The organism is Mesorhizobium sp. M8A.F.Ca.ET.161.01.1.1 (genome assembly GCF_004792105.1).
In the GTDB taxonomy this organism is placed as follows: Bacteria; Pseudomonadota; Alphaproteobacteria; order Rhizobiales; family Rhizobiaceae; genus Mesorhizobium.
The window spans coordinates 253,473-267,496 of record NZ_SRTD01000002.1; the positions used below are offsets into that span (position 1 = coordinate 253,473).

14 protein-coding genes are annotated in these 14,024 nt (G+C 64.0%); 1 reads left to right on the forward strand and 13 read right to left on the reverse strand.

The genetic code is table 11. The features are described 5' to 3' along the window. Positions 1–20: 20 nt before the first annotated feature. From EN804_RS06280 to EN804_RS06305, 6 genes are all read right to left on the reverse strand, one after another. On the reverse strand, positions 21–1,199 hold the full coding sequence (locus EN804_RS06280) for an alanine--glyoxylate aminotransferase family protein (protein WP_127275678.1): 1,179 nt from the start codon (positions 1,197–1,199) through the stop codon (positions 21–23). A 26-nt stretch (positions 1,200–1,225) separates the two neighbouring features. Continuing rightward, positions 1,226–2,032, reverse strand: a complete 807-nt coding sequence (locus tag EN804_RS06285) for a 4-pyridoxolactonase (RefSeq protein WP_135918927.1) — start codon at positions 2,030–2,032, stop codon at positions 1,226–1,228. Positions 2,033–2,080: 48 nt separating this feature from the next. After that, positions 2,081–3,016, reverse strand: a complete 936-nt coding sequence (locus EN804_RS06290) for an ABC transporter permease (RefSeq protein WP_135918928.1) — start codon at positions 3,014–3,016, stop codon at positions 2,081–2,083. A gap of 1 nt (position 3,017) precedes the next feature. Beyond that, positions 3,018–4,115 carry an ABC transporter permease gene (locus tag EN804_RS06295; protein WP_135918929.1) on the reverse strand — a complete coding sequence of 366 codons (1,098 nt, stop codon included), beginning with the start codon at positions 4,113–4,115 and terminating at the stop codon, positions 3,018–3,020. Beyond that, complete coding sequence (locus tag EN804_RS06300; RefSeq protein WP_135918930.1) at positions 4,112–5,680, reverse strand: ABC transporter ATP-binding protein; 1,569 nt, start codon at positions 5,678–5,680, stop codon at positions 4,112–4,114. The genes EN804_RS06295 and EN804_RS06300 overlap by 4 nt, the downstream gene beginning before the upstream one ends. Before the next feature lie 77 nt (positions 5,681–5,757). Beyond that, a complete protein-coding gene (locus EN804_RS06305) occupies positions 5,758–6,786 on the reverse strand; it encodes a BMP family protein (protein ID WP_127869825.1) in 1,029 nt (342 codons plus the stop codon). Between the two features lie 100 nt (positions 6,787–6,886). Between EN804_RS06305 and EN804_RS06310 the strand changes: the two genes are divergently transcribed. Beyond that, positions 6,887–7,312 carry a hypothetical protein gene (locus EN804_RS06310; RefSeq protein WP_135915092.1) on the forward strand — a complete coding sequence of 142 codons (426 nt, stop codon included), beginning with the start codon at positions 6,887–6,889 and terminating at the stop codon, positions 7,310–7,312. A 35-nt stretch (positions 7,313–7,347) separates the two neighbouring features. Here EN804_RS06310 and EN804_RS06315 read toward each other — a convergent pair whose 3' ends face one another. From EN804_RS06315 to EN804_RS06345, 7 genes are all read right to left on the reverse strand, one after another. After that, positions 7,348–8,358, reverse strand: a complete 1,011-nt coding sequence (locus EN804_RS06315; protein WP_127869827.1) for an ABC transporter substrate-binding protein — start codon at positions 8,356–8,358, stop codon at positions 7,348–7,350. Between the two features lie 38 nt (positions 8,359–8,396). Next, on the reverse strand, positions 8,397–9,212 hold the full coding sequence (locus EN804_RS06320) for an ABC transporter permease (protein WP_135918931.1): 816 nt from the start codon (positions 9,210–9,212) through the stop codon (positions 8,397–8,399). After that, positions 9,209–10,039 carry an ABC transporter ATP-binding protein gene (locus tag EN804_RS06325; protein WP_135865500.1) on the reverse strand — a complete coding sequence of 277 codons (831 nt, stop codon included), beginning with the start codon at positions 10,037–10,039 and terminating at the stop codon, positions 9,209–9,211. The genes EN804_RS06320 and EN804_RS06325 overlap by 4 nt, the downstream gene beginning before the upstream one ends. Positions 10,040–10,100: 61 nt before the next feature. Beyond that, complete coding sequence (gene fhmpcd1, locus EN804_RS06330) at positions 10,101–11,030, reverse strand: 5-formyl-3-hydroxy-2-methylpyridine 4-carboxylate 5-dehydrogenase (RefSeq protein WP_135918932.1); 930 nt, start codon at positions 11,028–11,030, stop codon at positions 10,101–10,103. Next, the gene (locus tag EN804_RS06335; RefSeq protein WP_135918933.1) at positions 11,030–12,667 is read right to left on the reverse strand and encodes a choline dehydrogenase; all 1,638 of its coding nucleotides are present in this window, start codon (positions 12,665–12,667) and stop codon (positions 11,030–11,032) included. The genes fhmpcd1 and EN804_RS06335 overlap by 1 nt, the downstream gene beginning before the upstream one ends. Positions 12,668–12,768: 101 nt before the next feature. Beyond that, entirely contained in the window at positions 12,769–13,524 is a 756-nt protein-coding gene (locus EN804_RS06340) for a class II aldolase/adducin family protein (protein ID WP_246693373.1), read from the reverse strand. A gap of 36 nt (positions 13,525–13,560) precedes the next feature. Next, positions 13,561–14,019: a YbhB/YbcL family Raf kinase inhibitor-like protein gene (locus tag EN804_RS06345; protein ID WP_135918934.1), complete on the reverse strand. Its 459-nt coding sequence runs from the start codon at positions 14,017–14,019 to the stop codon at positions 13,561–13,563. Positions 14,020–14,024: the final 5 nt, after the last annotated feature.

Consider the following 14,024-nt stretch of genomic DNA (forward strand, 5'->3'; position numbering starts at 1 on the left):
ACGTATCTTGTGATGTCTGTTCAGGCGTCGGCGTCGATCACGGCCAGTGCCGCGTCGATGCCCTTGCCGACCGGAAGCTTGCGGCCAGCCGCATTCATGGCGCCGCCAAGCGCCGCCAGTGCCGCGATCGCATAGATCGGCTGCGCCGTCGGGCCCATATGGCCGATGCGCGTCAGCTTGCCCAGCGTTTCGCCGCGACCCGACGAAAACACCACGCCGTAGCGGGCGCGGGCTGCCTGGCGAAGTGCTTTCTCGTCGACACCATCCGGCGTCCGGACAGCGGTCGTCGTCGGCGAGGCGATCTTGTCGTTGGCGGCCCAGATCGACAGGCCCATCGCGGTGACGCCCGCACGCATGGCCTTGGCGGTCAGGGCATGGCGCGCCCACACCGCTTCCGGCCCCTCGTTGAGATAGAGGTCGAGCGCGACATCGAGCCCGTTGATTTCCGAGACCGATGGCGTGAACGGAAACGGCTTTTCCCTCGACCAGGCATTTTCCCAATCGACGATGCTCAGCATCGATGCGCGCGGCGCCAGCGGATTGGCCTTCATCTTGGCCCAGGCCCGCTCGCTGACGCCCATCATGGTCAGGCCGGGAGGTGCGCCGAGGCACTTGTTCGGCCCGGTGACGTAGATGTCGGCCTTGCAGTCCTCCGGATGCGTCTTCATGCCCCCGAACGACGAGACGGCATCGACGATCAGGTAGCCGCCATGCGCCGATACCAGCGCGCCGATGGCATCGATCGGATTGATCGTGCCCGACGGGGTGTCGTGATGGCAGACGGAGACGACCGTGATTTCCGGATGCGCCTTCAGCATGTCGGCAACCGCCTGCGGGTCGATCGCCTCATTGTAGGGCACCTCGATCTCGAGCAGATGCGGCGAATAGCGTTTCGCCCAGTAGCCGAACCCCTTGCCGTAGACACCCGAGGCAAGGTTGAGCACCACGTCGTCGGGCGTGATCAGCGACGCTGCCGCCGCTTCCAGGCCCAGCACCGGCTCGCCATGCAGGATGACAGGCTTGTTGGAAAGCCGCATCGCCTTCTGCGCCTTGTCGACGACCTTCTCGTAGAAGAGCTGGAAGGCCGGGTCGTAATCGTAAAGCACGGTGCGGCCGAGGCCCCGCAGCACCTCGGCATAAGCGTTCACCGGTCCAGCGGTCAGGGTGATGACCGGATCGGCGTGTTCGAGATAGCGCATGGTCTTGGTCTCCGGATTGGCGGCGGTCAGCCGTAGAACTGCGTGCCGGTTTTGTAGGTCTTGAAGTTGTCCATGTCGTGCGAGTACATCAGCTCGGCGCCGTGATCCTCGGCGAGCTTCTTCACCTTGCGCATCGAATTGACGCCCGCGACCGGGTCGATATGGAAGGCTGCCTGGCAAAGCGTTTCAAGGCTCTTCTGCGTATAGGCGGCGTCGATCGTGAACATGATCGGCTTGCGCTTGGGAAACTCGACCAGGAGGCTGTAATGACCGATCGAGTGCCCGGGGGTCGAGATCAGCTTGACGCCCTTGGCGAGGTCGACGTCACCGTCAATGCCCTCGAAGGTCGAGTTGGCGCGCGTCGTGCCCTCCAGCAACTGGGCGGTCGCGCCACGCGCTTCGGCCGCCTCGGCCGAGAAGCTCAAGTCGGAATAGCCGAGATGTTCGAAGGGCTGCGGATTGCAGGCCTGCGGGACCTCCGTGCGATGGCAGATCTTCTTGGCGTGCGGAAAATACTTGTTGCCGCCGCAATGGTCGAAATGGAAATGCGAGTTGACGACGACGTCGATGTCCTTCGGCTCCAGCCCGAGCAGCGCCAGCGCGCCGGGAATGGTCTGGTGCTTTTCCTGGATCGGCTTCTCGAAGGGCAGCACCTTCATGACGTGGTCATAGTCGTAGCCGGTGTCGATGAGGAAGCGGCCCTCGGCATGCTCGATCAGGATCGAGTAGACGGGGAAGCGCACTTCGCCGCCCGGGCCGCGGTTCCAGAAGACATGATAGCCGTCGAGGACGAGCGAGCCGCCGTCGAGCAGGTAGACCTTGGTATCCGACATTGTTGCCTCCGTTTCCGGCGCGGGTCCCATCCGCGCATCTGGTTTCTGTCAGCGCGCGCCGCGCTCGTATGGAATGCCGAGCGCCGCCGGCAGGCTGGCCCGCCGCCCGAACAGCACCAGCATGATCATCACCGCCAGGAAAGGCAGCATCTGGATGACGTCGGTCGGGATGTTGATGCCCGCCACCTGCATGGCCGTGGTCAGCGACAGGCAGACGCCGAACAAAAGCGCCCCGAAGAGCACCCAGATCGGACGCCCGCGCGCCAGCATGGCCAGCACGATGCCGAGAAAGCCCGCGCCATTGGTGATGAACGGAATGAACAGGCCCGCCCCGACATTGGCGAGGTAGGCGCCGCCGAGCCCGGCCAGCGCGCCGGTCGTCAGCACGGCGATGGTTCGGGTCCTGATGACGTCGATGCCGGCAACGTCGAGCGCGGCCGGCTTGTCGCCGGCGGCCTGCAGATTGAGGCCGAGCTGCGTGCGCCGGTAGAGGTAGCCCATGCCGAACACAAGGGCGACCGCCAGATAGACGATCAGATGATGCTTGAAGAAGGCCGGGCCGATGATCGGAATGTCCGACAGCAGCGGAATGACGGTTGCGTCCGCCGCCGGCAGGCGGGGATAACTGCGCGAGAACTGGAAATGGTGAAGCAGCGCCGTCAGGCCTTCGAGACCAAGCGTCAGCGCGATGCCGATGACGATCTGGTTCAGCCCGATGCGCACGCAAAGCAGCGCCATGATCAGCGCCACCGCGATGCCGCCGGCCGCACCCGTGAGGAAGCCCAGCCACAGCGATCCCGAATAGAAGGCGCCGACGAAGCCGAGATAGGCGCCGGCCAGCATCATGCCTTCGATGCCGATGTTGAGCACGCCGGCCTTTTCCGACATCTGTTCGCCGAGGCCGGCAAGCAACAGCGGGATGGCCGCGGTGATGGCGCCAAACAGCAGCGCGCTGAGAAAGACTTCGCTGAACAGCCCGGTCATGTCAGGCCTTTCTCGACTGATGATAGCGGTGGTCGACATACTCGGCGAGAGCGAGCACGATCAGCACGATCGAGACCAGCACCAGCGTGAAATGATTGGGCACGCCAAGCCGCCGCGCCGCGCTCTCGCCGCCGATCGACAGCACCGAAAGCAGGAACACGAAGCCTATCGCGGCAAAGCCGTTCATGCGGGCGAGAAACACGGCCGGAATGACCGCCAGCCCATAGGCGGGGTTCCAGTCGGCGCGGACATTGCCCTGCACGCCGATGATGTCGACAGCGCCGGCAAGGCCCGCGAGTCCGGCCGAAATGGCAAAGACCGCAATGGTCAGCCCGGGCACGCCCAGCCCCGCATGAACCGCGGCGCGCGGGTTGGCGCCGACGATGCGCAATTTCAGCCCGAATGCCGTGCGCGTCATCACCAGATGCACGATGATGATTGCCGCCAGGCCGAGCAGCAGGCCACTGGTGATCGTGGTTTCAAACAGGCGCGGCAGCCGGTCTTCCACCGGCAGCGTGCGGGTCTGTGGCACGGTCGTGCCTGGATCGCGAAACACCAGCTTGACCAGCACATTGGCGAGCGACGTGCCGAGGAACGTCATCATCAGCGTGGTGATGATCTCGTTGACGCCCTGATAGGCGCGCAGCAGCGCCGGCACCAGCGACCAGATCATGGCCACCAGCATGGCGATCAGGAACGAACAGAAGAGCGCCAGCCAGGCGGGCAATATCTGCACCAGCACCGGAGCGCTTGCGGCCGCGGTGACCGCGCCGAGCAGGAACTGGCCGTCGCCGCCCAGATTCCACATGCCGGCGCGAAAGGCCACGATCAGGCCGGCGGCGAGAAACAGCAGCGGCGCCATGCGCGTCAGCGTCTGCTGGACGCCGAGCGGCGAGAACAGGCCCTTTTCCAGCACATAGCCATAGTAGGCGAGCGGGTCGACGCCCACGGCAAGCAGGATGCAGCCGGCGATGACGAGAGCGGCAAGGATCGGCCCAATCGTCATCAGCAGCCGATGCAGAATGTCACGGCGCGTGGCCGCCCCGCTCGTGGCATCGAGTGCGGTGGCGCTGGCGGCGGGTGCGGTGTCGATGCTCATGCGGCAAGTCCGATCATCAGGCGGCCGACCCTGGTGCGGGCGTCGTCGGCATTGGCGACGGTGCCGACCAGCGCGCCATTGGCGATCACCGCGATGCGGTCGCACATGCTGAGCAGTTCCTCGAGGTCGGTGGAGATCAGGAGCACGGCGAGGCCGCGTGCCGCCGTGTCGCGGATGCGCTGTCGCGAGGCCAGCGTGTTGGCGAGATCGAGCCCGTAGGTCGGCTTGTTGAAGATCACCACCTTCGCGCCTTCGGCCAGTTCGCGCGCCAGCAGCACCTTCTGGATGTTGCCCCCCGAAAGCCGCGCCACCGGCGTCTTCAGGCTTGGCGTGCGCACATCGTATTCGCGCACGAGCTCGGCGGCGCGCTTGTCGATCTCGGCGCGCTGCTCGACGCCGCCGCGCCAGAAGGGCGCCGCGCCGACCTGCTTGAGGAAGAAATTGATGGAGACCGGGAACGTGCCGACAGTGCCCTCGCCCAGCCGGTCGTCGGTCAGGTAGCGAAGACCGCGCTGTCGGCGTTCGCCGACGCTCAGGCCCTCGATGGCGGTGCCCTCCAGCCGGACCGAACCATCGGTCGCCACGCGCTGGCCGGCCAAGGCCTCCGCCAGTTGCTTCTGGCCGTTGCCGTCGATGCCGGCAATGCCGAGTATCTCGCCCGGACGGATGTCGAAGGAGATCGACGACAGGCCGGGCGCATTGTCGGTCGGCGCGACCGTGAGATCCGCGACCTGAAGCAGCGGCGCGGCTTGCGCATCGACCGCGCGGGCCGGACGTTCGACCGCTTCGGGATCGTCCTTCTGCTTGCCAAACATCAACTCCACGATCTCGGAAATGATCTCCTGTTCGCCAAGCGCGCGAAACCGCTCGGGTGGTATTTCGCCGACCTTGCGGCCGAGCTTCAACACCGAGATGCGGTCGCCAAAGGCGGCCGCTTCCTTGAGCTTGTGGGTGATGAAGACGATCGCCAATCCTTGCTCGACGAGGCGGCGCATCAGTGCGCCAAGTTCCTCGATGCCCTTCGGTGTCAGCATCGAGGTGGATTCGTCGAGGATCAGCAGGCGGCTGTTGCGCACCATGGCGCGCAGGATCTCGACCTGCTGCTGCTCGCCGAGCGAGAGTTCCGAAACCCTGGCATGCAATTTCACCGTGATGCCGAGGCTGCGGGTGATCTCGGCCACGCGGGCCTCGAGCTCCTCGGTCCTGGGACGCTGCCACCACGGCCCGCCAAGAAGCAGGTTCTCGGCGACCGTCAGGGTGGGTACCAGCATCATGTGCTGGAACACCGTGCCAATGCCGAGCGCCAGCGCATGGCGCGGCGATGTGATCGGCGTCGGCTTGCCGTCGACAAGGATGCGCCCCTCGTCCGGCTGCTGCAGGCCCGACAACATGCCGATCAAGGTGGATTTTCCCGCGCCGTTCTCGCCGAGCAGCACATGCACCTCGCCAGGGCGGATCGACAGGTCGATGCCGTCATTGGCGACAATGCCGGGAAAGCGTTTGGTCACGCCTTCAAGCGCGACGATGTCGCTGATATCGACGGGCGATGAAGAAAGACTGCTCATGAAAGCCCAGCACCAGAAAATGGGAACGGTCCGGAGGAGCGAACCGATCGCCCCTCCGGCAGCCGACTTTGATCGCCTTACTGGGCGACGCTTGTCATCAGCGCCCTGACGGCGGCCGCGTCATAGACCGGCTCGACCTTGATCTTGCCGGAAATGACGTCCTCGCGCAGCGCCTGGATTTCGCCCCAGACCTTGTCCGGGATGGCGGCGGTCTTCAGCAACTGCACGGAATCGTCCTTGAGGCCGATCGAATAGTGCTTGGTACCGAAGGTGTCGGCCTTCAGGTCGGCGATCATCGCCGCGTAGACCGGTTCGATGTTCCACACCACCGACGACAGCAGGAAGCCCTTGTCGATCGGCGACTTGTCGCCGATGACGTCGATGAAATAGACCTTGCCGCCATCCGCGGCCTTGGTCGTCTCCACCGCCTGCAGCATGCCGAAGCTGGAACCGTTGCCCTGGCCGAAGATGATGTCGGCGCCCGAGGCGATAACGCTTTCGGTGACGCGCTTGCCGCCTGCGGCGTCACTGTAGGCGGCCGGCCCGATCACCGCATAGGTGATCTTGACGTCCGGGTTCTCCGCCTTCACGCCCTGCGCGAACGCCGCCGACTGCGAGTTCCACGATGGCGGTTCGCCGGAGACGACGATGCCGACCGACTTCGAGCGCGACATCTTGGCGGCGAGACGGCCGGCCAGATAAGCGCCCTGGTGACCGCTCAGCGTGTAGTCGGCGACGAGGCCCTTCTCCAGGCCGTTCGGCGTGTCGACGATCGCCACCGGAACCTTCAGTTCCTTGGCGATCTCGGGCGCCGAGGTGTTGTAGCCGCTGGCATGCGCGATCAGCAGGCTGGCGCCGTCGGACGCGAGCTCGCGCAGCGTCGGACGGACATCTCCATAGCCGAGGCCTTGGGCCACGACCACCTCGACGCCGGCGGCCTTGCCGGCTGCCTTGGCGGCGTCGATGCCCTGCTGGTTCCAGCCATAATCCGTGCCCTCTTCGGGCGTCAGGATGGCGATCGACTTGACTTCGCCGGCAAGCGCGCCGCCCATCAAGACACCGCACAATATAAATGCACTTACACTGCTCTTAAGGATCTTAAACATATTACCCTCTCTGTTTGATTTTCCAATCAATATTCTTGTTGTTATTGCGCCGAAGCGAGATAGACTGCCTGAGAAAACTACCCCATGGAGCTCAGGCAAAGTGAAAATCCGTTATGCCCTTCCCGTGATTTTGGCGTTCACATCGCTCGCCAACGCGGTTGAGTTGCACCATGTGATTGTCCGCAAGGGCACCGACGGGCTCGACATGGTGCCGTTGACGATTTCGAATGCGGGCACGGAAGGCGTGTCCTGCAACGCCGACTTTGCCCACTGGTATTCGGAAGGGATCGCCACGATCGAGCCGGGCAAGAGCGCTCGCATCGAACTCTGGTTCGACCCCAAGACCGGCACCTTCACCATTCTCAACGACAAGCGCGAGAACCTGCCGGTCGAGCGGCTGTGGTGCGGCCTGGCTGGCCGCGCATACGCCACCCGCGCGCAGATCGCGCTCGACCGGACCGACGCCGCCAAGGGCGCGCGCGCGGTGTCCTGCAGCATGCTGCAGGACGGCCTGGCGTGCCGGTAGGCGCTCATTGATGCGTCCGCCCGGAACATCGTGCCTTATTCCTTCGCCAGGAACTTGTCGGTGAAGACGTCGTCGGCCGACAGCGCCGCCTTGAGTACGCCCTGGTCGGTGAGCGTCTTCAGGGTTTCCTCCCACTGCGTCTTCGTCATCCAGCCGAGGCCATGGTCCTTGGTGTCGGGGCTGTTGAAGGTCGAGGCGATGTCGGCGTTGATTTGCGCCAGCAGCACATCCTTCTTGTCCGCATAGCCCGGAGCAGCCTTTGCCGTGATCTCGGCAGCTTCTTCCGGATGGGCGACGACATAGTCGAAGGCTTCCCTGTAAGCCTTGACGAAGCGGGCGGCGACGTCGGGCTTGTCCTTGATCATCGCCTCCGAGGTGAACAGGCCGGAGCCATAAGCCTTCCAGCCATGGTCGGCGCCCATCATGATGCTGAGCGAACCCGGACCGCCCGCCTTGGCCTCCAGTTCGGGCACCTCGGCGTCGACATAGCCGACCACGGTCTGGACCCGGCCCAGAAGCAGATAGCTCTCATAGGGCGGCGAGACGCTGTTCAGCGTCATGTCCTTCTCGGTCAGGCCATTGGCCGCCAGGAAGCCCTTGAAGAAGATGTATGTCGAGCCCGCCGGATGGATGCCGATGGTCAGGCCCTTGAGATCAGCCGGCTTGGCGAGCTTCACCGTCTTGGCGAGCGACATGATCGCCAGCGGCGAGTGCTGGTTGACGGCGGCCACCGCCACCACCGGAACGTTCTGCGAGCGCGCGACGGCAAGCGTGGGAAGATCGCCGAAACCGAAATCCGCGTTCCCGTTGCCCACCAGCCGCATGGCATCCGGCGAACCCGAACCCTTGCGGATTTCGGCGACGTCGATGTCGTTCTTGGCGAAGAAGCCTTTTTCCTTGCCGACGAAGAACATGGCGTGGTTGCCACGAACGACCCAGTCGAGCTGGACAGTGACCTTGTCCGCCGCCAGCGCCGCGTTCGAGAAGCCAAGCGCCCCGGCAAATGCCGCAAGCGTGGCTACCTTGATAAGTGAGCGTCTCAGCATTTTTGTTCCCTTTTATTGTCGGTGGTTGATCGAGAGGCCTAGGCCTGGCTGAATTTGGGTGCCCAGGGCACCACGATGCGTTCGAGGATTTCGGCCGCGTAGTAGAAGGCGATGCCGAGCACGGAGACGAGCAGCAGCGCCGCGAAGACCAGCGCGGTGTCGAGCTGGGTCGAGGCGAACTGGATGACGTAGCCCAACCCGTCCGAGGCGCCGGCGAATTCGCCGACGATGGCGCCGATCACGCTCAGAGTGGCCGCGATCTTGGTTCCCGCCATCAGGTTCGGCAGCGAATGCGGGACGCGGATCCTGAACAGGATCTGCGTCGGGCTGGCGCCGACCGAATTCATCAGCGACAGCAGCGAGCGGTCGACCGATTGCATGCCGGCCAGCATCGACAATGTCACGGGGAAGAAGGCGATGACCAGGATCAGCCCGATCTTGGGCGCGAGCCCATAGCCGAACCAGAGGATGAAGATCGGCGCCAGCGCCACCTTGGGCACGTTCTGGAACAGCACCACCAGCGGATAGAGCGCTCGCCCCAGCCAGTCGAAGCGCACGATGACCAGCGCAATGGCGACGCCGACCACGACGGAGACAAGGAAACCAAACAGGATCTCGCCCGCCGTCACCAGGGTCGCCTGCATCAGCGTTGCCCATTGCGCGACCAGCGACTGCGCGATCTCGGACGGGGCGGGAATGATGTAGGCGGAGATGGCGAAGATCCGCACCACGGCTTCCCATACGACGATCGTCGCCAGCAGAAGTATGACCGCCGGGAGCCAGCTGCCCGTAGCCGCACTCCAGCTGGAAGCAGGCCGCGTCTCGGAGAGGTTGGTGATGGGTTGATCGCTCATGACGCGCCTCCCGGTTGATGGCTGGCGCGCAGCATCGTGCGCAGTTGAACCACCAGCCTGACGAACTCCGGATCTTCCGTCACCGACAGATCGCGTGGATAGGGCAGGCCAATGTCGAGGCTCTCGGTGATCCGGCCGGGCTTGATCCCAAGTACATGGACATGGCGGGACAAATGAATGGCCTCGTCGATCGAATGCGTGACGAGAACGATGGTCTTGCCGGTGCGTTGCCAGATCTCCAGCAGCGACTGGCCCATCGAATCGCGGGTAATGGCGTCGAGCGCGCCGAACGGCTCGTCCATCAGCAGCACCGCCGGATCGAGCGCCAGGGCCCGCGCGATGGCGACGCGCTGGCGCATGCCACCCGACAATTCGTTTGGACGCTTGTGGGCGGAATCGCCCAAGCCCACCAGCTCAAGCATCTCCTGTCCGCGTGCCCGCAGCTCCGCGCGCGACAGCGACTTGTCGGCGATGCCGAGCAGCATGGATGCGTTGTCGACGGCATTCTTCCACGGCAGCAGGTTGGCGTCCTGGAAGACGAGGCCGATCATGCGCTTGCGCGCCGCCTCGACTGGCGAAAGCCCGGCGATCGAAACGCTGCCGCTTGTCGGATTTACCAGCCCGGCCAGAACCTTGAGCAAGGTGCTCTTGCCGCAGCCGGAAGGACCGATGAGAGAAACAAACGATCCCTTCGGCACCGAAAGATCGATGTTCTGCAGAACCAGTTGCCTGGCCATGACCACCGAAACGCCCTTGGCGGAGATCAGGTCGTCGTGACGGATATGGGCCGGCCGGCCGCCGGCTGCTCGAATGGTCTCAACACGCATGGTTTGATCCTCCATGCGGCGCCAAAATCCGACCGGCCTTGTGAGCACGATGTGTCATTGGCTACTCCCGGCCTTCCAGGATGCGCCGCACCGCGACGAGTTTGCCCGCCCGCTCGCCTTGCAGCGCCTTGATCTGCTCGGGCGTATAGGAGAACATGCCCTCCCCCGACTTGATGCCGAGCTTCGACGCATTCGTCTTTTCCAGCACCATCGGCGCGACGTCGTCGCGATTGGAAAGATCGGCGTTGAGGAAGGACGAGACGGATTTGTAGATATCGAGGCCCGCCATATCGAGCAGTGCCATCGGCCCGATCACGGCGATCTTGTAACCGATGCCCCAGGACACGCAGGTGTCGAGATCTTCCGGCTCGATGACACCGCGCTCGACGAGGTCGACCGCCTCGCGGAGCAGCGCATAGAGCACGCGGTTCTCGACGAAGCCCGGAACGTCCTTCTTGACCACCACCGGCAAGAGGCCGATCGAGCGGATCAGGTCGCGGATAACGGCCACGGTCCGCGGCGCCGTCTTCTCGCCGGCGATCACCTCGATCATCGGGATGATGTGCGGCGGGTTCGACCAGTGCATGCCCACCATCCGCTCGGGATGCGAGATATGCGCCTGCAGCTTGGTGATCGGGATGCCCGACGTGTCGGACGCGACGATCGTGTCCGATGCGATCAGGCTGTCGATCGTGCGATAGACATCGGCCTTGATCGAGATGTTTTCAGGAACGTTCTCGATGACGAGGTCGGCACCCGATACCGCGTCCGCGATATCATCCGTGAAGCGGACCGTTCCGGCACCGGCCGGAGGCACCGCGATACCCAGGGAATCCAGAACGGTCTCGGCCACGCCCAGCATGGCCCCCGCGCGCTCGATCGCCGCCGGGGCAACATCGTAGGCGACGACCTGCAGGCCTCCCCTGGCGAGCCGGGCGGCTATGCCTGGCCCCATCGTCCCCAGACCGATGATGGCGATACGTTGGATCATCACGCTGCCCTGCTTTCCGTTGCTGCTTTTGATGCCACGATGAGGTCGGCGGCCTTCTCGGCAATCATGATCACCGCCGCATTGATGTTTCCGCAGACCAGGTCGGGCATGACCGACGCGTCCACCACCCTCAGGCCGTCGACGCCGCGAAGGCGCAATTGCGGGTCGACGACCGAGGCCGTATCGGCCCCCATCCGGCATGTCCCGGCCGGATGATGCACGGTGATGGAGGTCTTGCGGATATGCTCGTCGATCTCCTCGTCGCTCTGGCATTTGGGACCGGGAAAGAACTCCGCATCGATGAAGGGCTGCATGGAGGGCTGCGCCGCGAGATCCCTCGCCACCCGGAAACCGGCCCGAAGGGATTCCCAGTCTTTCGGCGAAGCGAGGAAATTCTGATGGATCAGCGGCGCCGCGAGAGGATCGGCCGAGGCCAGTTTCACCGCCCCCCGGCTTTCAGGCTGCGTCGCCACGATCCGCGTGGCGAAACCGTCCGGAAATGGCGCCTTGAACGGCTTGAGGTATGGCCACGCGGCAAGCGGAGCCGCCGTGAACAGCAGTTGCACATCGGGTAACGGCCGTTCCGGACCGCTTTTCAGGAAGGCGACAACGCCGCCGGGAACATCGCCCGAGAAACCCCGACCCGTGAAGTAGGTCTTGGCGAAATCGAACCCGATCCGATCGGCACGCATGTTGCGAAGGAAAGGGCCGCCCGGAGCCCGGCGTCGGTACATGAGGATGACCGAGACGTGATCCTGCAGGTTCTTGCCCACCGCCGGCAGATCGACCCGCGTCTGGATACCGTGCGCCGCGAGTTCCTCTGGCGCCCCGATGCCGGACAGCATCAGGAGTTGCGGCGTGTTGATGACGCCGCCCGAGAGCAGGACTTCCTTGCGGGCGACGACCGTCCGTTCGCCGCCGCCGTGGTTCATCACCACCCCGGTGGCGCGCGTGCCCTGCAGGGTGATCTTCGTCGCCGTCGCTCCGGTCAGGACGGTCAGATTGGGCCGCTTCAGGGCCGGCCGCAGATAGGCGGACGCGGTCGAGCTGCGCCGGCCTTTCGAAATCGTCATCTGCAGGCGGCCGAACCCTTCCTGCCGCTCACCATTGTAGTCGTCCGTCTGCGGATAACCCGCCTCGACGCTGGCTTGCGCAAAGGCGTCGATCAGCGTGTCCTTGTAGCGGCAGAACTGCGTGCTGACCGGACCATTGCCACCACGAAAACGGTTGCCGCCCCCTTCCCAGCTTTCCTGCTTCTGGAAATACGGCAGCACCTTATCGTACGACCAGTCTTGGAGCCCGCTGGCCGCCCAACGGTCGTAGTCGCCGCGATTGCCCCGCACATAGGCCATGGCGTTGGTCGACGACGACCCGCCGATCACCTTGCCGCGCGCGCACTCGACCCTGCGGCCGCCGACATTGTCTTCCGGCTCGCAGAAATACATCCAGTCATGGCGGCGCTCGGTCAGGATTTTGCCCCAGCCGAGCGGTATGTGGATCATGGGGTCGCGATCCCAGCCGCCGGCCTCCAGCAACAGCACCGAACGTCCGGGGTCGGCGCTCAGCCGGTTGGCGAGCACGCAACCGGCCGATCCGGCCCCAACGATAACGTAGTCGTAACTTTCCGCGTGCGGCATGCTTTTGTTGCTTTCGCCTGACGCTCGGGCGCCAGAGAATTATCGAGATCGAGACCGGAGAGCTTGGCTCGGACCAAGCTCTTCCAGGCCATGTTCAAGGATCAGGCAAGGCCCACTTGCCTGAGACGCTGCGACCAGTGATTCCATCCTCGATCGATCTGGGCACCGACGAGTTTTCCTGCGGTCTTTATCTCGCCCGGCGACAGATATTTGACATTGCCGATCCGCAGGCCGGCCGTGAGCGCTGCCGCTTCCTGTTCGAGATAGAAGGCGCGGAAGACGACCTCCCGCACTGAGTTGCCGACATTGACGACGCCATGCCGCGCCATGAGGACCACGGTCTGGTTGCCGAGACTTTCGGCGATATCCGCGCAGACCCCGGGGCTGCCGCCGAAGAGATCCGTCTCGTCGCCATTCTTGTCGCGAATCTCGTAGACCGGGACCGACTCGCCGATGAATGCGCCCATGTGGGTGACCGGCCGAAGCGGCGTATCGACGAAGCAGTACGGCAGGACAGCCGGAGAATGGGTGTGGAGCACACACTGAACGTCGGGCCGCGCCTTATAGATCTCGCTGTGGATGTAGCGCTCAAGATAGGAGGGTCTGTTATCCGACGTCTCGCCGTCGAGATTGAAACGCTGGATGTCGTCGACGGTAATCAGGCTCGGAGCAAGCTTCTGGGCCAGGAAGAAGCTTTCGGGATCCTTCGGGTCACGGGCGCTGATGTGGCCGAACGTATCCATAATGCCTTCGTTCAGAAGGATCTTCGTCGCTGTGACCAGCTCTTCGAAGACCTTCTGGTGCACGGGGCCGTTGTCTCTCATTTCCAATTCTCCCATTGCGGTGACAGCGACCATTCTTGTTGTTGTTATCGGTCGCCGGCGCCGCGGATTTCACTTGTTTTCGTAGATGCCGACGATCCGATTCTGCTCGATGATGTTGCCGGCATATTTCTGCAGGAACTCCTCCCTGGTGGGTGACCCTTCGACGTGGGTGTCCAAGGCATAGACCCAGAAGTAGTAGTGATGTTCGCCATGGCCAGCGGGCGGCTGAGGCCCGTAATACTGCTTGCCGCCGGCGCCGTTGGGGCCGACGCGGAATTTTTCCTGCGCGTCCGAAAGATCGGTGGTCGACGGATCGATGCCGTAGACGACCCAGTGCGTGAAGCCGTTGGGCAAGGGCGCATCGGGATCATGGCAGATGACCGCGAGTTCCTTCGCGCCTGCCGGCACGCCGCTGACCGTAAGCCTGGGCAACACATTGCCCTTGTCGCCGGCATGCTCGTCGCGCAATTTCCCGAGCGGCTTGAAATCAGCCGATGTAATCTTGAGGTCCTTGATGTTCAGGGGCATGGAAT